Consider the following 16,126-nt stretch of genomic DNA (forward strand, 5'->3'; position numbering starts at 1 on the left):
ATGCTCAGCGGTATTCGGGGTTCTCGAAGTCGAAGCGGGTGCCGGCCTTCCATTCCTCGGGCAGGTTGCCGTAGGCCGGGATGCCGCCGGCGTCCTTGAGTAGGCGCGCCAGGTGCAGCAGGTTCCAGGTCATGAACGTGGTGTTGCGGTTCGTGAAGTCGCTCTCGGGGCCGCCGGAACCCTCATCCAGGTAGCTGGGGCCGGGCCCGACCGGCCCGATCCAGCCGGCGTCGGCCTGCGGCGGGATCGTGAAACCGACGTGCTGGAGGCTGTAGAGCACGTTCATGGCACAGTGCTTGATGCCGTCCTCGTTGCCCGTGATGAGGCAGCCGCCCACCTTCGGGTAGAACGCCCACTGGCCCTTCCCGTTCAGGTCGCCGGACTGGGCGTAGAGCCGTTCGATCAGCTTCTTCGTCTGGGAGCTGTTGTCGCCCAGCCAGATGGGCCCGGCCACGACCACGATGTCGGCGGCCTTGACGTGTTCGTAGATGCCGGGCCACGCGTCCGTGTCCCACCCGTGCTCGGTCATGTCCGGGTAGACGCCGGGGGCGATGTCGTGGTCCACCGTGCGGAACAACCGCGTGCTGACGCCCTGCTTCTCCATGATGCGCCGGCTGACCCGGATGAGCCCGTCCGTGTTGCTGCGTTCGGGTGATTTCTTCAGCGTGCCGTTGAAGTAGACGGCGCTCAGATCCGAATAGTCCGTCGGTGACATGGATGGCCTCGATTCCGGGTGGTTCGCGTTGCCTGGGTTTCATTGAAGCACCACCGGCGCCGAGGGGCCACCACGGGACGCGGGCCGGGCCTGTGGATAACCCGGCGCGGCGTCTGGTCCCGCGGGTAGACTCGGGGCCTGTCCCGCGCACCATCCGGCCACAACCGGGGCGCACCCGCACGGCGTGAGGAGGCTCCATGCCGGCCCGCACCAGCAGCCCCGGAACCGGCCCCGCCACCCGGACGCAACGGCGCCGGCTGGCGGCGGTTGCTGGCGCGCTGTGCTGCACCGCCCTGATCGCGGTGGCCGGTTGGCTGCACAGCGCCGGGGCGTGGCCGCCGGCCGGGGATCCCGGACCGCCACCGGTGGTGGAGACGCCGCCGCCCGGGGTGGGCCGCCCGGTGTTCCGGGTGCATCCGGGCCCGGCCGTCGCCGTGCTGGCGACGCTGCCGGTCAAGGGCCGGGCGCCGCGCACCAACTACGACCGGGCCGCGTTCGGGCAGGCGTGGCTGGACGCCGACCGCAACGGTTGCGACACGCGCAATGACGTGTTGCGCCGCGACCTGGCCCCGCCGGTCATGGCGGCCGGGTCGGGCTGCGTCGTGGCTTCCGGGACGCTGCACGACCCGTACACGGACACGCTCATCGCGTTCCGGCGCGGCGCGGACACCAGCGCGGCGGTGCAGATCGACCATGTCGTGGCGTTGGGCAACGCGTGGCAGACCGGCGCGCAGCGGCTCTCGGCCGTCCAGCGCCAGAGCCTGGCCAACGACCCCCTGAACCTGCTCGCCGTCGACGGTCCCGCCAACCAGGAGAAGGGCGACGGCGACGCGGCCACGTGGCTGCCCCCGTCCCGGAAGTTCCGGTGCGCCTACGTGGCCCGGCAGATCTCGGTCAAGGCCGCCTACGGGCTGTGGGTGACGGCGCCCGAGAGGGACGCGATGCGGCGCGTGTTGCGGCTGTGCCCGGGGCAGCGGACCGACGAATCCGGGTATGCCCCGTAGCACGCCGGACATGCCGCGGCACGGTGTGCGGCGCACCGGCCCGGCCTGCTGGCCTGCCATGGCCGGAGGTGCAATGATGCCGGTATGAACGACACCGAGTACGTGAACCCCATCCAGCTCGCCCAGCAGAACGTGGAGGAGGCCAACCGGCAGCTCGCCGAGGCGGAGAAGCACTTCCGTGCCGGCGACATCACCGAGGCGCGCCTGGAGCAGCTCCGGGAGCTGAAGGACATCGCCGTCGCCGACCTGGCCCGGGTGATCAAGGAGAACTAGGCGCGGGCCGTCCCGATCGGCACGAGCCGCAGGTCGGGATGGTTCTTCTCCACGCGGCGCAGCGCCCAGATGTCGTTGAACAGGGCCAGGAACTCGCCGTCGGTGCGCAGCAACACCTCGGCGCCGTGAAGGTTGGCCAGTGTCGCCCCGGCCTCGGCCGTCGTGAGCCGGGCCAGCGAGTACGGCAGCCGTTCCAGCCGCATCGGGGCGTTGAAGTCGTGCAGCATGCGGTCCTCGACCACTTCGAACTGCATGGGGCCGACGGCCGCCAGCACGGGGGCCTGGTCGCCGCGCAGGTCCGAGCGCAGGACCTGGATGACGCCCTCGTGCTCGAGCTGGTCGATGCCGCGGCGGAACTGCTTGTAACGGCTCGGGTCCTTGGACCGGGCCACCTGGAAGTGCTCGGGCGCGAACAGCGGGATGGCCGGGAATTCGACCGGTTCCTCGACGAACAGGCTGTCGCCCACGCGCAGCGCCGACGCGTTGACAAGCCCGACGACGTCGCCCGGGAACGCCTGGTCGATCACCTCGCGCTCGCGGCCGAACACCTGCTGGGCGTACTTGGTGGCGAACGATTTGCCCGTGCGGCCCTGCGTGACGACCATGCCGCGCTCGAACATGCCGGAGCACACCCGGATGAACGCCACGTGGTCGCGGTGCGCCTGGTTCATGCCGGCCTGGACCTTGAACACGAACCCCGAGAACGGGGCCGCCACGGACCGGGCCGCGCCGTCGACGTCGGGGCGCGGCGCGGCCGGCGGGGCATGGTCGACGAGTGCGTCGAGGATTTCCTTGACGCCGAAGTTCAACGCGGCGGAGGAGAACAGCAGCGGCGTGGCCCGGCCGGCGTGGAACTCGTCCACGTCGAACGCCAGGTTGGACTCGACCACCAGCGCGGCCTCGTCGACGGCGTCCGTCCACGTCGGCCCCTCGGCGGCCGCGGCCTCCTCCGGGGTGAAGTATTCGGTCCCGGCGATCTGCGCGCCGGCGTTGTTGCGGGTGAAGCGCACATAGCGCTCCCGCTGCAGGTCGATGACACCGCGGAAGTCCCCGGAGATGCCCACGGCCCACGTCAGCGGCATGGGCAGCAGCCCGGTGCGCTCGGTGATCTCGTCCATGAGTTCCAGCGCCTCCAGCCCGGGCCGGTCCCACTTGTTGACGACCGTGATGATGGGCAGGCCGCGCTGCTTGCACACCTCGAACAGTTTCATGGTCTGCGTTTCCAGGCCCTTCGCCGCGTCGATGAGCATGACGGCGCAGTCGACGGCGGCCAGCACGCGGTACGTGTCCTCGGAGAAGTCGGCGTGACCGGGCGTGTCGAGCAGGTTGATGACGGTGTCCCGGTAGGAGAACTGCAGGGCCGCCGAGCTGATGGAGATGCCGCGGTCCTTCTCCATCTGCTGCCAGTCGGAGACGGTTTCGCGGCGGTTGGCCTTGCCGTTCGTGGCGCCGGCCGTGCCGATGACCTTCGCGTGCAGGGCCAACGCCTCGGTCAGCGTCGACTTGCCGGCGTCGGGGTGCGAGATGACGGCGAACGTCCGTCGGCGCCGCGCCTGGCCGGTGATCTCACTGTTGATCTCACTTTCGCGGGCGGGGGAGAGGACCGAGGAGGACACGAGGCTACTTTCACTTCTGGAATCGGGGGGCGGGCACCGCCCACGGGGGCCGGAACACCGACTGTCCAGTTTACCGCAGCCCCCACCGGGGCGGCATCAACCGGGGCCGCGTTGGTCAGGGCAGCGGCAGGTACCCGCGCGCCAGCTGCCAGGTGCCTCCCGCGGCGATCCGGTCCAGGACCACCCGTTGCAACGCGGTGGTGCGCGGCAACGCGGCCAGGTGGTCCATGCTGCGCGTCCGGAACGTGAAGTACACGGCGTCGGTCGGCTCGTCGACGGGCGTCCCGTACGGGTGGAACCGGGCGGCGAACCGGGCGATGTTGGACTGCGGGTCGAGGTGGGCGGCCAGGTAGGGGTCCAGCAGCCAGGATTCGCAGTTGGCGACGCGCACCGGCCGGTCCGGGAAGTGGCGGGCAAAGAACGGGGCGGCCAGGGCCAGGCTGGCGTCGACGACCGGGGCGCTGAGGCCGCCGGCCTCGGGGATGTGGACGCCCACGATCCATTCATCGGGCCCGACGCCGGGAATTCCGTGGGCGGGGCGGTGCAGCAGGTACTGGAGCCGGCCGAGCTGGAAGAGGTGCCCGGCGAAGTGGTGTGTCAGCCACTTGTACGTGTCCATGCCGAAACGCCCGTGCACGCGGCGGTTGACGGCCAGGTTGCGGCCGAAGTCGGCCAGCGTGTCGCGGGTGACGGCCATCGGGATGTCGAGGCGGGCATGCCGGTCGATGAGGGCCGGCGTGGCGCGCAGGAAGCCGGCGATCCAGTCGAGTTCGGTGGCGGGCACGCCCTCCGCTGGCAGGTGGGGCACCGTCTCGTCGGCGCCGCCCAGCCGTGACTGGAGGTGGTCGAGCACGGCCAGCACGCCGGGCCCGGCGTTCCCGGCCAGCAGCGCCAGGCAGTCGGCACGGTCCGGCGCCTCGACGCCCAGGCAGTCCAGGACGGGGTGGGCGTCAACAGCGGTGTGCGGGGTCATGGGAAAAAGCCTACCGGGTGCCCTTGGCCGGCGGCGTCAGTGCCCGAACGGGTCCGGGTCCACGCCCGGCATCCAGGACAGGCCCGGCACACCCCAGCCCCGGTCCTTGCGGACCCGCCTGGCCTTGCGCGCGTACCTGTCGTTGAGCCGGTCGACGTACAGCTTGCCGTCCAGGTGGTCGTATTCGTGCTGCATGCAGCGGGCAAACCAGCCGGTCGCCTCGAAGTCCAGCGGGGTGCCGTCGCCGTCGAATCCGCGCATGCGCACCCATTCGGCCCGCTTGAGCGGGAAGTCGACGCCGGGGACGGACAGGCAGCCCTCCGACTCCTCGTCCGGGTCGGGGTTGGCGCCGGAGATCTTGCCCCGGATGATCGAAGGGTTCACCAGCACACCTCGCTCGGGCACGCCGTCGTCGTTCTCCAGCTGGTAGGTGAAAATGCGCAGGCCGACCCCGATCTGCGGGGCCGCCAGACCCACCCCGTGCGCGGCGTCCATCGTCTCGAACATGTCGGCGATGAGTTCCTTCAGCGCGGCGTCGAATTCCTTGACCTCGACGGCGCGGCGATGCAGCACCGGCTCGCCCAGGATCGTCACGGGGTGAATGGTCATGGAAACATCCTTAGCGGCGGGGGGCGGCCAACACAAACGCCCCGGTGCGTGACCGGGGCGTTTGATGGTTCGAAGACGAACCCAAGGGGTGAGATACGGGGGTTGAACCCGCGACCTCCTGGACCACAACCAGGCGCTCTGCCAACTGAGCTAATCCCACCATCGGCTGCCGGCGGGCGGCCGTCCCGTTCGGGCGGCGTTTCCGTTTTTGGCAACGACGAATAGTCTACCTGCTGTTCGGGGGTGCTTGTGACATTCGGGGCCGTGCCGGGCCGAAATGTGAGCCACATCCCATGGGCGGGCCGCCCGGAGCCGCGTCCTTTCGCGGATCCGGGCGAATTCGACGGGTCAGAATTTCTTCGCAATTTCCTTCGCCGTGGCCGAATCGGGGCCCGGTGCGGGCACGAAGACGGCCTCGCGGTAGTACTTGAGCTCGTTGATGCTGTCCACGATGTCCCCGAGCGCGCGGTGCCCGCCGTGCTTGGCCGGCGCCTGGAAGTAGGCGCGCGCGTACCAGCGGCGCGACAGTTCCTTGATGGTCGAGACGTCGATGACGCGGTAATGCAGGTGCTCGACCAGTTCCGGCATGTCGCGGGCCAGGAACAGCTTGTCCGTGCCGATCGAGTTGCCGGCCAGCGGGGCCTTGTTGGGCACCGGTACGTACCGGCGCACGTAGTCCATGACCTGCTGCTGCGCCTCGGCCATGGTCAGGCCGTTGTCGAGTTCGTCGATGAGTTTCGAGGTGGTGTGCATGGTGCGGACGAAGTCGCCCATCTGGGCCAGGGCCGACGGATCCGGCTTGATCACCACGTCCAGGCCGTCGCCGAGGATATTCAGCTCGGAGTCGGTCACGAGCACGGCCACCTCGATCAGGGCGTCCTTCTCGACGTCCAGGCCCGTCATCTCGCAGTCGATCCACACAATGCGTTCGTTTGTAATAGGCACCTGACCAATCTACCCCGGCGCCCCGCGGTGGTCCCGGGCGGCGCTGATAGGATCGCTGCCGTCACCCGTCCCGCCGTCCAAGGAGCAGCCATCAGTATGACGCCGGCCTCGCCGGGCGCCCCCGCACCGGCCCCGCCCGCGGCCACCCGGGCGTGGGTCGCGATCCTACAGGGCGGCGTCGGCTCGGCGCTCATGTTCGTCGGGTCGCTGGGCATCGGCTGGATCGCGGTCGCTTCACCCATGGTCCGCAACCGGCTGGTGATCGCGCTACGCGCCGAGGGCGTGGGCGTGACCGTCTCGACCATCCTGTTGACCGTCGGGGCGCTGCTGCTGATCCGGTCGTGGCTGCGGCTTGGGCAGCGGCTGGCGGCCTGGGGCCCGGGGTCGCTGCGGGCCGTGGTCACGGCCATCTGTGCGTGGTCGGTGCCGTTGTTCATTGCCGTGCCGATCTTCTCCCGGGACGTGTACGCGTACACCGGCCAGGGGCGGCTGATGGCCGAGGGCATGAACCCGTACACCACCGGGATCTCCGCCCTCAACAATTGGTTCGCGCTGGGCGCCGACCCGTCCTGGGCGGAGAACCGGACCCCGTACGGGCCCCTGTTCCTGTGGCTGGCCCGGGGCGTCGTGGGCCTCACCGGCGCCCAACCGGACGTGTCCGTGCTGCTGTTCCGCGCCGTTGCCGGCGCCGGGGTGGCGCTCTGCGTCGTGTACATCCCCAAGCTGGCAGCCCTGCATGGCGTCAACGGGGCCCGCGCACTGTGGATCGCCGCCGCCAACCCGCTGTTCCTGATCTCGTTCGTGGCCAGCGCGCACAATGACGCGCTGATGCTCGGCCTGGCCGTGGCCGGCACGTATTTCGCCGCCACACGCAAACCCCTCTGGGGCATCGCACTCGTGACGGCCTCGATCGCGGTCAAGCCGATCACCGTCCTGCTGCTGCCGTTCATCGGCCTGCTCTGGGCCGGCTCGGCGGCCGGGTGGGGCCGCAAGGCGTGGTGCTGGGCCGGGACCGCCGGTTTCAGCCTGGCCCTGTTGCTGCTGGCCGGGCTGCCGTATGGACTCGGGCTGGGGTGGACGTGGGCGCTGTTGGACGGCACGCCCGGGTACACCGGTTACGCGCCATCCGGGTTCGGCGGGCAACTGCTGGAACTGGCGGGTAACGCAGTGGGCCTGGACGGCGCCGTGGTGGGCGACGTGTTCCGCAAGGTCCTGCAGGCCGCGGCCGTGGCCTGGGCCGGGTGGCTGGTGCTGCGCGGCGACCCGCAGCGCGTGGTGCGCCGGCTGGGGTTGGCGTTCGCCGTCGTCGTGCTGTTCTCACCGATCATCCAGCCGTGGTACGTTCTGTGGTTCATTCCGTTCCTGGCCGCGACGGGCATCCGCGACAACTGGCAGATCAAGTCGGTGTACGTGGCCGTGTCGTTCTTCGTCGTGTTCGGCGCGCAGGACCAGCTGTCCGTGTGGAACTTCGTCTCGCTGCCGGTGGACGTGTCGCGACTGGCGTTCTGGGTGGCGCTCGCCGGCACGCTCTACCTGCTGGTGGCGGACGTCCACACGCGCAGGCTGCTGTTCGCGCGGGAACCGGCCGCGCCGCCTCTCCCGCCGCCCCTCCCGCCGAGGTAGCGTCACCGCGACGAGCGGGCCGGACATATCCCGCCCGCTGGACGGTTTGGCGCTACCTCGCGCTACCTCGGCGGATGGCAGGGGTTATCCACAGATTTCCAGGGGCTCTTTCGCCCGGGCCGCGCGTGTCCCAGGCTTGGGTCATGGGTGGTTCAACGGCTTCGCATGGTGACTTCAGTCCCCTCCCGGGGACACCCCGGACCGCCGGCCAGGCTCGGCCGGACCGGACCGAACACCTGGTGGCGCGGCTGCCGGGCGAAGAAAACGTCTGGCGCACCGCCCAACTGTACGACGCGGGGATCAACGCCGCCGCCATCCGTGAACTGGTCACCGCGGGCCAACTACTGCGCACCCGGCATGGTTGCTACATCCGGGAAACGTTTTGGGAGCGGGTGACGGATCGTGAGAAGCAGCGCGTGCTCATCCTGGCCCACAGCCACGGCACGTTGACGCGGAAACCGGACGCCGTCTACAGTCACGTCTCGGCGGCCCGGTTGCACCGTCTATGGCTGTGGCATGCGGACAGCTTCATTCACCTGACGCATGCCACCAAGATGTCCACGTCCAAACGGGCGTCGGATGTCCGCCACCATGTTGCGTCGCTGCTTCCGGCGGACGTCACGGAGGTGGACGGGGTGCGGGTGACCACCTTGCAACGAACCGTGCTGGATTGCGGACTGACGATGAGCTACAAACAGGCGCTCATCATCGTGGACCACGCGCTGCGACTGGGCGTCTCCCGCGAGGCGCTGGAACGGCAAACGGCAACCCTGGCCGGCCATCGTGGGATTCGGGTGTTCCGTCGCGCCCTCGCGTTTGCCGACCCGCGCTCCGAGTCAGCGGGCGAGACGCTCACCCGGGACCTGCTGCGTGTCGCCGGCATCGAGGCTCCCGTGCTGCAGCTGGCGATCGACACCCGTCAGGGGCGATTCCGAGCCGACTTCGCTTGGCCGCAGTACAAGGTCGTGCTGGAATTCGATGGTCGGGCCAAGTACTTCGACTACCGGCCGACGGATCAGGTGCTCCTCGCCGAGCGCAAAAGGGAGAACGCCTTGAAGGAAACTGGCTGGACGGTCATCCGCATAGACTGGCCGGACCTGTTCAATGAGCACCTTTTCAGGACCCGCATCCTCACCGCGCTCCGTGCCGGCGGCGCGAGGTAGCCCCAAGGCGACGAGCGGGCCGGACATATCCCGCCCGCTGGACGGGTTGGCGCTACCTCGGCGCTACCTCGCGCTACCTCGGCGCGGGCAGGGCCGCGGAACGGGAGCCGGCCGTGCGGCCCAGTTCCGCAGTGCGGCGGATCGACCACACGAGCATGACCACGAGCAGCACGTTGCGCACGGTCAGCACAAGGGCCATGACCGGGTTGGCGTGGATCAGCGGCGTGTAGAAAAGCGGGTAGATCACGAACGTGGTGACCGCGATGCCCATGAGCAGCGCGGCCGGCACCTTCCAGCGCGCCCAGTCGTGGGCCAGCCCGGCGACCACCACAGGCACCAGCCAGACGATGAACTGGGGCGAGCCGACCTTGTTGAACACGATGAACGCCGTGACCATGAGCAGCGCGCCCTCGAGGACCAGCTCCTCGCGTTCGGCGCCGCGCCGCAGCGCCCAGACCATCAGCACGGCGCCTGCCAGCGCGGCCAGCACCAGCAGCGGCTGCATGAGCTTGGCGGCGACGACCACGCCCGGGCCGTACACCTCGGAGGAGTTGATGGCGACGTTGTCGGCGATGTGGGACCCGCCCGCGCCGAACACGCTCAGCCACACCCAGGGCGTGGAGAACGTGGCCTCCAGCTGCATGCCGCGCTCGCCCTGGTTGACGGCGAAGTCCAGCAGGTGGGCGCCCGCCCCGGACAGGATGGTGGCCGCGGCCACGACCGCGCTGACGCCCAGCCCCACGAGGAACACCCGGACCCGCCGGGCGCTGGCGATCAGCAGGGGGGCGACGACGGCGGCCGGCCACACCTTGACCCACGTCGCCACGGACAACAGCGCCGCCGCGACCAGGGGCCGCTCCGCCGCATACAGCAGCGCGATGAGCACGATCGGCGCCGTGATGCCCTCGACCCGGGCGAACGACAGGTAGCCCATGAACAGGGTGAAGAACAACCAGAACCAGGCCGGGGCGATGCCGCGTTGTGCCCGCTTCCCGCGCGTCAGGTAGTACACGCCCGCGGCGTCCAGGGCCGCGATGATCAGGGTCCAGGTCAGCAGGTACAGGTGCGGGCCCAGGGCGTTGGCGGCGAAGATCGGCAGCTGCGCCAGCACCGGGTACACCCACGGGCTGATCTTCCCGTCCAGGTCCTGCGGGTTGAAGCCCATCAGCGCCCACTGCCGGTACTGCTCGGTGTCGCTGAACGTGTCGCCGTGGACGAAGAACGTGGCCATCCAGGCCAGGAAGTAGAGATGTACGACGGCGAAGCCCCACCACACGCTGGCGGGTGTGCGGAACCACGCCACCACGCCGGCGGGCAGGACCACGTCCCGCGCCGCGGTCAGCCGCGAAAAGAAGACCTCCGGGCCGCTGCGCCGCATCTCAGGCGCCCTTGTGCGCGGAGGCGGGCGCGCCGTCGTCGTTCGCGGAGCCGTGCGTGGAGCGGCCGGCGGACCGGCCCAACAGCACGAGCCGGCGCACCGACCAGGCGAACAACACCACCAGCAGCAGGTTGCGCACCGTCAGCACCCCGGCCATGACCGGGTTGTTGTGGCTGAGCGCGTCGTAGAACAGCGGGTACACGACGAACGTGGCGGCGCCGATGACGATCAGCAATGTGGCCGGCACCCGCCAGGCCTTCCGGTCGTGGACCAGGCCGACGGCGACGGCGGGGGAGAGCCACACCATGAACTGCGGCGAGCCGACCTTGTTGAACACGATGAACGCGGTGGCCAGCGCCAGTGCCCCGGCCAGCAACAGCTCCGTGCGGTCGGCGCCGCCGCTGCGCTTGCGCACGTGCAGGGCGCGGAACACGAGGCCGGCCACGACGGCGGCCGCCAGCAACAGCAGAGGCTGCATGAGCACGGCCATGACCGGGGTGCCCGGGCCGTCGACCTGCATCGAGTTGATGTCCTGGTTCATGTACATGTGCGCGCCGCCGATGTTGAACACGCTCATCCACAGCCAGGGCGTCGTGAACGTGGCCTCCAGCTGCATGCCGCGGTCGCCTTGTTGGGTCAGGAAGTTCATGAGCCCGGGCAGCACGCCCAAGGCCGCGGCGGTCGCCGCCACGATGGCGGTCACGAGCACGCCGGCCAGCACCACCCGTACACGCCGGCGCACCACGGTGAACAGGGCCAGCACGACGGCGGCCGGCCAGACCTTCATCCACGTCGCCGCACTGAGGATGAGGGAGGTGAGGAACGGGGTGGCCACCCCGAACGAGAGCGCAACCAGCACGATCGGGGCGGTGAACCCGTCCACGCGGGCGAAGCCGAGCCAGCCGAGCAGCGCCGTGAAGCCCAGCCACCACAGCGCGGCCGGGATCGCGTCCGTGCGCCGCCCCCAGCCCGTGAGTTTCGCCACGGCCAGGGCGTTGAGCGCGGAGATCATCAGCACCCACAGGAACAGGAACGGCCCGTCGCCGAACAGGTGCGCCACGGCCATTGGCACGAGCGCCAGGATCGGGTACACCCACGGGCTCGGCCCGCTCACCCGGGTTGCGTCGAAGCCGACCGACGCCCAGTCCCGGTAGATGAACGTGTCGCTGAACGCCTCGCCGCGCAGCGACAGCACGGCGGCGAACACCAGGAAGAACGCGTGCACGGCCAGGAACACGACCAGCAGCCCGCGCGGCGTCTTCAACCATGTCTGGGCGCGCGCCGGCAGCACGCGGTCGCGGAGGCGGGTGAGGGCGGCGAAGAACGAGTCCGTGGAGATGGCGGGATCCTTCTCATGCGTGCGGGGCCGGACATGGTCGGGGCGCACACCTGCGTTCCCACCGGGTACCGGCACCTGTTCGGCGGAAATGGGTAGAATGCCAAGGACGGTGTCCTCGGCGCCTCCATTCTAGCGCAGCCCCCTTTTCGGATGCCGGCGCCGGGTGGGACGCGGAGGGGTCGACAATGCTGGCGTACGGGAATTCGGGAGGCTTGGTTGAGCGGTCCGCGAATTGCGGCGCCCGAAACAGGGAGGGCCGTGCAGCAACCCCAACCCGGTCTGCGCGGCGGCGCGCGAGCCGCCGTGTGGCAGGGTTTTGCCGGGTCGGTGCTGATGCTGCTCGGCTCGCTGGGCGTCGGTTGGCTGGCCGGCAGTTCGCAGCTGATCCGCACGCCGTTGTTCATCGTGGCGCGTACGACGCCGGCGGCCGTGATCACCGCCACCGTGTTCCTGTGCCTGGGCTTCATCCTGATGCTGCGGGCCTGGCTGCTGTTGTACCGGGCGCTGCGCGGCTGGGACGCGACCACGCGCCCGGTGCTGCTGAAGGCGCTGGCCCTCTGGACGGCGCCCCTGATGGTCACGCTCCCGCTGTTCAGCCGGGATTCGTACGCGTACATCGGCCAGGGCCGGCTCATGCTGCAGGGCCTGGATCCCTACACCAACGGCATCTCGGCGCTGAACAACTACTATTCGCTTGGCCCGGACACGCTGTGGACCGAGGCTCCGACGCCGTACGGCCCGCTGTTCCTGTGGCTGGAACAGGGCGCCGTGTGGTTGTCCCATGGCAGCCCCGAGTTGGCGCTCATCCCGTTCCGGCTGGCCAGCCTGGCCGGGGTCGTGCTGCTGGCCGTGTATGTGCCCAAACTGGCCGCACTGTACGGGTTCAGCCCGCAGCGGGCATTGTGGTTGGGCGTGCTGAACCCGGTGCTGCTGCTCAACTTCATCGGCAGCGTGCACAACGACTCGCTGATGATGGGCCTGGTCGTGGCCGGCATTTACTTCGCCTCGGTGAAGCGGCCGGTCTGGGGCATTGTGCTCGTGACCGCGTCACTGGCGATCAAGCCGATCACGCTCATCGCGCTGCCGTTCGTCGGCCTGCTGTGGGCGGGCCGGGACGCCACATGGCCGCGGAAGTTCGGCCTCTGGGCGGCCACACTGGCCATCTCCATGGGCATCATGCTCGCGGCCGGCGTCGTGAACGGGCTCGGATTCGGCTGGCTGGCGGCCTTGCAGACCCCGGGGACGGTGTGGATCTGGTACGCGCCCGTGGGCCTGGCCGCGCATGTGCTGGGCTTTGCCACCGACCTGTTCGGCGGCCCCGGCGCGGGGGTGACCGGCGTGCTGCAAACCATCGGCCAGGGCGCCTCGATCCTCATCGTCATGGCGTTGGCCCTGGTGCCCGTCAAGCCCGGGAGACATCCGTACGCCCGGGACGTGGTGCGGCGCATGACGTGGGCGTTCGCCGCCGTCGTCGTGCTGGCGCCCATGATCCAGCCCTGGTACATGGTGTGGCTGCTGGTGTTCTTCACCACGACGGGGGTGCGCGACGGCGGGCAGCTGCGCGTCGTCTTCTACCTGACGGCGTTCTTCACGCTCATTGCGCTGACCGACCAGCTCAGCGTGTTCCCGTGGATCCCCATGGTCGCCGTGCGCGTGGTGGCGATCGTGGTGGGCGTCCTGTGTGCCGGATATGTCATGTTCTTCGACAAGGCGACGCGCGGATTGTTCGTGCCCAGCCGGGAGTCTGCCTGACGGTCACGGGTGGTCACGGCCCGAGGTGCTTGAGGGCCTCCCGGGTGGACAGCGGGCTGAGCCGGTCCCGGTGGCGGGCCACGAAATCGCGCACCCAGTCCGGGTCCGTCCTGGCATGGTGGCGCAGCGCCCAGCCGATGGCCTTGCGGATGAAGAACTCCCGGTCGGCGAGGTTCGGCACGATGACGTCCTCGAGCAGTCCGGTGTCGGTGGCCGCCTTCGCCGGGAGCTGGGCGAGGATGGCGCACCGGCGGAGCCAGAGATCCTCTTCCGTACTCCAGGCCCGGATGACCGGCTCCATCGCGCCGCGGTGGGCCAGCAGCAGCTCACCGACCCGCGGCGCCGCGGCATCCACGAAGTCCCACCACCGGCCCGTTTCGATGACCTCCCGGTAGAACGGCAGCAGCGCCATGTCGCCGCGCGCCAGCCGGGAATCGGTGAGCATGATGGCCGCGTACCGCTCCTCCCGGAAGGTGGCGCGGCGCCACAGCGCCTCCACCGTGGCGCGCAGTTGCCCCACCTCGGCGAACGGGTGGGTGCGGGCCGCTGCCCGCACGGTTTTCCGCAGCAGGGGCACCGGCACGCCCAAATACGGCATGGAAGATTTCATGTAGGCGGCCATGCCGTCCGCCTTCTCCGGCAGCGCCACCTGGCACAGCCGGGGCAGCAATTCCTCGAGCAGCGGCCGGTTGGGCTTTGCGGGGCGCTGGCCGGAATCGATGTCGGTGTCCACAGCCACAGGTTACCGCCCCCGCCGTTGCCGCCCGCGGTGGCTACTGTTGTCTTATTGGAGGTGGGAGCATGCGCGTCGTCGTCCTCGGTGCCACCGGGCACATTGGCAGCTACCTGGTCCCGCGCCTCGCCTATGCGGGGCATGACGTGGTCGCGGTCAGCCGCGGCCGGCGCGAGCCCTACCACGAGGACCCGGGTTGGGAGATGGTGCGCCGGGTCAGCGCGGAGCGCACCGAGCAGGAGTACGACGTCGATTTCGGCAACGTGATCACGGGGCTGGCCCCCGATGTGCTCATCGACCTGATCTGCTACACGCCCCGCCAGGCGGAATACCTGCTCGTCTGCCTGCGGGGTTCATGGACCCGGGTCATCTCCTGCGGCAGCATCTGGGTCCACGGCCACGCCACCGAGGTGCCGTTGACCGAGGCGAGCCCGCGCAACCCGTTCGGCGACTACGGCATCCGCAAGGCCGCCATCGAGGAAATCCTGCTGGGCGAAACGCGCGCCGGCGGGCTGCAGTGCACCGTGCTGCACCCCGGCCACATCAGCGGCCCCGGCTGGCCGGTCGTCAACCCGGCCGGTAATTTCGACCTGGCCGTGTGGGAACGGCTGGCCGCCGGGCGCCCGGTCACACTGCCGCTGCTCGGGCTGGAGACCGTCCACCACGTGCATGCCGACGACGTCGCCCAGGCGTTCGCGCTCGCCGTCGACGCCGTGGACGCCATCGCCGGGCAGAGCTTCCACATCGTCTCCGACCGGGCCCTGACGTTGCGCGGCTTCGCCGAGGCGGTCGCGGGTTGGTTCGGGCGTGACGCCGCGCTCGGGTTCGCCCCGTGGGTCCAGTTTGCCCGCGAGGTCGGCCCTGAGAACGCGGCGGCGACTCTGGACCACATCGGCCACAGCCCATCGGTCAGCAATGCCAAGGCCCGCGCGATGCTGGGCTACCGGCCCCGGTACACGTCGCTGGCCGCCGTGGCCGACGCCGTGCGCTGGCTGGCGGCCAACGGGCGGATCGATGTGCCGTTGCGGGACTTCGGCCCGCACCCGGTCTAGTGTTGGGACCCATGCAACCACTCACCGACGACCGGCTGGACGAATTGGTGTCCCGCCTGCGCGCGGCGGGCTGTGTGTTCGCCGAGGACGAGGCGGCCGTGCTTGCCGAGGCCGCCGCGAACGAATCCGAGCTGGCGGCGCTGGCGGCGCGCCGGGTGGCCGGGGACCCGCTGGAGCACCTGGTCGGCTGGGCCGTGTTCGGCGGCCGTCGGATGGCCGTGGCGCCGGGCGTGTTCGTCCCCAGGCGGCGCACCGAATACCTGGCCCGCCGGGCCGCGAAGGAGGTGCGCCGTGCCGTTGCGGGGACGGCGGCCGGCCGGGCACCCGGGGACGCCGCCGTCGTCGTTCTTGAGCTGTGCTGCGGGGTCGCCGCGGTTGGGGCGACCCTGGCCGCCGACTTCCCCGGACTGGAGGTGCACGCCGCCGACATCGACCCGGCGGCGGTGGCGTGTGCCCGGCGCAACCTGCCGGGCGGGCGGGTGTACTGCGGCGACCTGTTCGAGCCGCTGCCGCCGCGATTGCGCGGCCGGATCGCCGTGATCGCCGCCAACGCCCCGTACGTGCCGACCGGGGAGATCCCGTACATGCCGCCCGAGGCCCGGTTGCACGAACCGGATGTGGCACTCAACGGCGGCCCGGACGGGCTGGACATCCAGCGCCGCGTGGCCGGGCAGGCCCGGGCGTGGCTGGCGCCCGGCGGCGTGCTGCTCCTGGAGACCAGCGTGCGGCAGGGCCCGGAAAGCCGGCGGATCCTTCAGTCCCATGGGTTCGCGGCCCGCATCCGGCACTCGAGCCGGTTGGAGGCGACCGTGGTGATCGGCCGGTCGTAATCGGTGCGCCGGGGGTTCAAATTCCTCGCCGGCCCCGCTAGCCTCAATGCCGTGTAGTTAGGCTGGCTGGCGGGTTGTCAAGCGGGTGTTGTCGGCGATGATCTCGATGTCGATGGTTGCC

At 70.1% G+C, this 16,126-nt stretch carries 15 protein-coding genes and 1 tRNA gene; 7 read left to right on the forward strand and 9 right to left on the reverse strand.

Annotation, left to right across the window (positions count from 1 at the left end; translation table 11 throughout):
- Positions 1–4 precede the first annotated feature (4 nt).
- Positions 5–715, reverse strand: coding sequence for a flavodoxin family protein (locus tag EJC77_RS16320; protein ID WP_125615030.1), 711 nt, complete (start codon positions 713–715; stop codon positions 5–7).
- A gap of 197 nt (positions 716–912) precedes the next feature.
- Here EJC77_RS16320 and EJC77_RS16325 point away from each other — a divergent pair, with 197 nt between their 5' ends.
- Together EJC77_RS16325 and EJC77_RS16330 are read left to right on the forward strand one after the other, a co-directional pair.
- The gene (locus tag EJC77_RS16325; protein WP_125615033.1) at positions 913–1,719 is read left to right on the forward strand and encodes an HNH endonuclease family protein; all 807 of its coding nucleotides are present in this window, start codon (positions 913–915) and stop codon (positions 1,717–1,719) included.
- A gap of 84 nt (positions 1,720–1,803) precedes the next feature.
- A complete protein-coding gene (locus EJC77_RS16330; RefSeq protein WP_125615036.1) occupies positions 1,804–1,992 on the forward strand; it encodes a hypothetical protein in 189 nt (62 codons plus the stop codon).
- Here EJC77_RS16330 and EJC77_RS16335 read toward each other — a convergent pair.
- From EJC77_RS16335 to orn, 5 genes are all read right to left on the reverse strand, one after another.
- Entirely contained in the window at positions 1,989–3,608 is a 1,620-nt protein-coding gene (locus EJC77_RS16335; protein ID WP_125615039.1) for a peptide chain release factor 3, read from the reverse strand. The two genes, EJC77_RS16330 and EJC77_RS16335, sit on opposite strands and share 4 nt — an antisense overlap.
- Before the next feature lie 115 nt (positions 3,609–3,723).
- A complete protein-coding gene (locus EJC77_RS16340; protein WP_125615042.1) occupies positions 3,724–4,581 on the reverse strand; it encodes an acyltransferase domain-containing protein in 858 nt (285 codons plus the stop codon).
- Between the two features lie 36 nt (positions 4,582–4,617).
- Positions 4,618–5,190 carry a peptide deformylase gene (def, locus tag EJC77_RS16345; RefSeq protein WP_125615045.1) on the reverse strand — a complete coding sequence of 191 codons (573 nt, stop codon included), beginning with the start codon at positions 5,188–5,190 and terminating at the stop codon, positions 4,618–4,620.
- Positions 5,191–5,277: 87 nt separating this feature from the next.
- Positions 5,278–5,350, reverse strand: a tRNA-His gene (locus EJC77_RS16350).
- Positions 5,351–5,538: 188 nt separating this feature from the next.
- A complete protein-coding gene (orn, locus tag EJC77_RS16355) occupies positions 5,539–6,135 on the reverse strand; it encodes an oligoribonuclease (RefSeq protein ID WP_125615048.1) in 597 nt (198 codons plus the stop codon).
- Positions 6,136–6,231: 96 nt separating this feature from the next.
- Here orn and mptB (EJC77_RS16360) point away from each other — a divergent pair, with 96 nt between their 5' ends.
- Positions 6,232–7,758: a polyprenol phosphomannose-dependent alpha 1,6 mannosyltransferase MptB gene (mptB, locus tag EJC77_RS16360; protein WP_205787418.1), complete on the forward strand. Its 1,527-nt coding sequence runs from the start codon at positions 6,232–6,234 to the stop codon at positions 7,756–7,758.
- 143 nt (positions 7,759–7,901) lie between these two features.
- Positions 7,902–8,921 carry a PDDEXK family nuclease gene (locus EJC77_RS16365; RefSeq protein WP_125615054.1) on the forward strand — a complete coding sequence of 340 codons (1,020 nt, stop codon included), beginning with the start codon at positions 7,902–7,904 and terminating at the stop codon, positions 8,919–8,921.
- Positions 8,922–8,994: 73 nt separating this feature from the next.
- Here the strand turns inward: EJC77_RS16365 and EJC77_RS16370 are convergent, their stop codons facing one another.
- Both EJC77_RS16370 and EJC77_RS16375 read right to left on the reverse strand, forming a co-directional pair.
- Entirely contained in the window at positions 8,995–10,299 is a 1,305-nt protein-coding gene (locus EJC77_RS16370; protein ID WP_125615057.1) for a glycosyltransferase 87 family protein, read from the reverse strand.
- A gap of 1 nt (position 10,300) precedes the next feature.
- Complete coding sequence (locus tag EJC77_RS16375; protein ID WP_240630308.1) at positions 10,301–11,686, reverse strand: glycosyltransferase 87 family protein; 1,386 nt, start codon at positions 11,684–11,686, stop codon at positions 10,301–10,303.
- Positions 11,687–11,896: 210 nt separating this feature from the next.
- On the opposite strand from EJC77_RS16375, the gene mptB (EJC77_RS16380) reads away from it, so the two are divergent.
- On the forward strand, positions 11,897–13,390 hold the full coding sequence (gene mptB / locus EJC77_RS16380) for a polyprenol phosphomannose-dependent alpha 1,6 mannosyltransferase MptB (protein ID WP_125615060.1): 1,494 nt from the start codon (positions 11,897–11,899) through the stop codon (positions 13,388–13,390).
- Between the two features lie 13 nt (positions 13,391–13,403).
- On the opposite strand, the gene EJC77_RS16385 is transcribed toward mptB (EJC77_RS16380), so the two are convergent.
- Positions 13,404–14,123 carry a DNA alkylation repair protein gene (locus EJC77_RS16385; protein ID WP_240630309.1) on the reverse strand — a complete coding sequence of 240 codons (720 nt, stop codon included), beginning with the start codon at positions 14,121–14,123 and terminating at the stop codon, positions 13,404–13,406.
- A 68-nt stretch (positions 14,124–14,191) separates the two neighbouring features.
- On the opposite strand from EJC77_RS16385, the gene EJC77_RS16390 reads away from it, so the two are divergent.
- Both EJC77_RS16390 and EJC77_RS16395 read left to right on the forward strand, forming a co-directional pair.
- Positions 14,192–15,175 (forward strand): NAD-dependent epimerase/dehydratase family protein, encoded by a 984-nt coding sequence (locus EJC77_RS16390; protein WP_125615063.1) that lies wholly within the window; start codon positions 14,192–14,194, stop codon positions 15,173–15,175.
- An 11-nt stretch (positions 15,176–15,186) separates the two neighbouring features.
- Positions 15,187–16,005 carry a putative protein N(5)-glutamine methyltransferase gene (locus EJC77_RS16395; protein WP_125615066.1) on the forward strand — a complete coding sequence of 273 codons (819 nt, stop codon included), beginning with the start codon at positions 15,187–15,189 and terminating at the stop codon, positions 16,003–16,005.
- Positions 16,006–16,126: the final 121 nt, after the last annotated feature.

The sequence above is a fragment of the Specibacter cremeus genome (assembly GCF_003946885.1).
In the GTDB taxonomy this organism is placed as follows: domain Bacteria; phylum Actinomycetota; class Actinomycetes; order Actinomycetales; family Micrococcaceae; genus Specibacter; species Specibacter cremeus.

Excerpts from the sequence above, each read along its gene's own strand:
- EJC77_RS16320 (WP_125615030.1), bottom strand. The coding sequence starts at position 715 with ATGTCACCGACGGACTATTCGGATCTGAGCGCCGTCTACTTCAACGGC.
- EJC77_RS16325 (WP_125615033.1), top strand. The coding sequence starts at position 913 with ATGCCGGCCCGCACCAGCAGCCCCGGAACCGGCCCCGCCACCCGGACG.
- EJC77_RS16330 (WP_125615036.1), top strand. The coding sequence starts at position 1,804 with ATGAACGACACCGAGTACGTGAACCCCATCCAGCTCGCCCAGCAGAAC.
- EJC77_RS16340 (WP_125615042.1), bottom strand. The coding sequence starts at position 4,581 with ATGACCCCGCACACCGCTGTTGACGCCCACCCCGTCCTGGACTGCCTG.
- def (WP_125615045.1), bottom strand. The coding sequence starts at position 5,190 with ATGACCATTCACCCCGTGACGATCCTGGGCGAGCCGGTGCTGCATCGC.
- mptB (WP_205787418.1), top strand. The coding sequence starts at position 6,232 with ATGACGCCGGCCTCGCCGGGCGCCCCCGCACCGGCCCCGCCCGCGGCC.
- EJC77_RS16365 (WP_125615054.1), top strand. The coding sequence starts at position 7,902 with ATGGGTGGTTCAACGGCTTCGCATGGTGACTTCAGTCCCCTCCCGGGG.
- EJC77_RS16370 (WP_125615057.1), bottom strand. The coding sequence starts at position 10,299 with ATGCGGCGCAGCGGCCCGGAGGTCTTCTTTTCGCGGCTGACCGCGGCG.
- EJC77_RS16390 (WP_125615063.1), top strand. The coding sequence starts at position 14,192 with ATGCGCGTCGTCGTCCTCGGTGCCACCGGGCACATTGGCAGCTACCTG.
- EJC77_RS16395 (WP_125615066.1), top strand. The coding sequence starts at position 15,187 with ATGCAACCACTCACCGACGACCGGCTGGACGAATTGGTGTCCCGCCTG.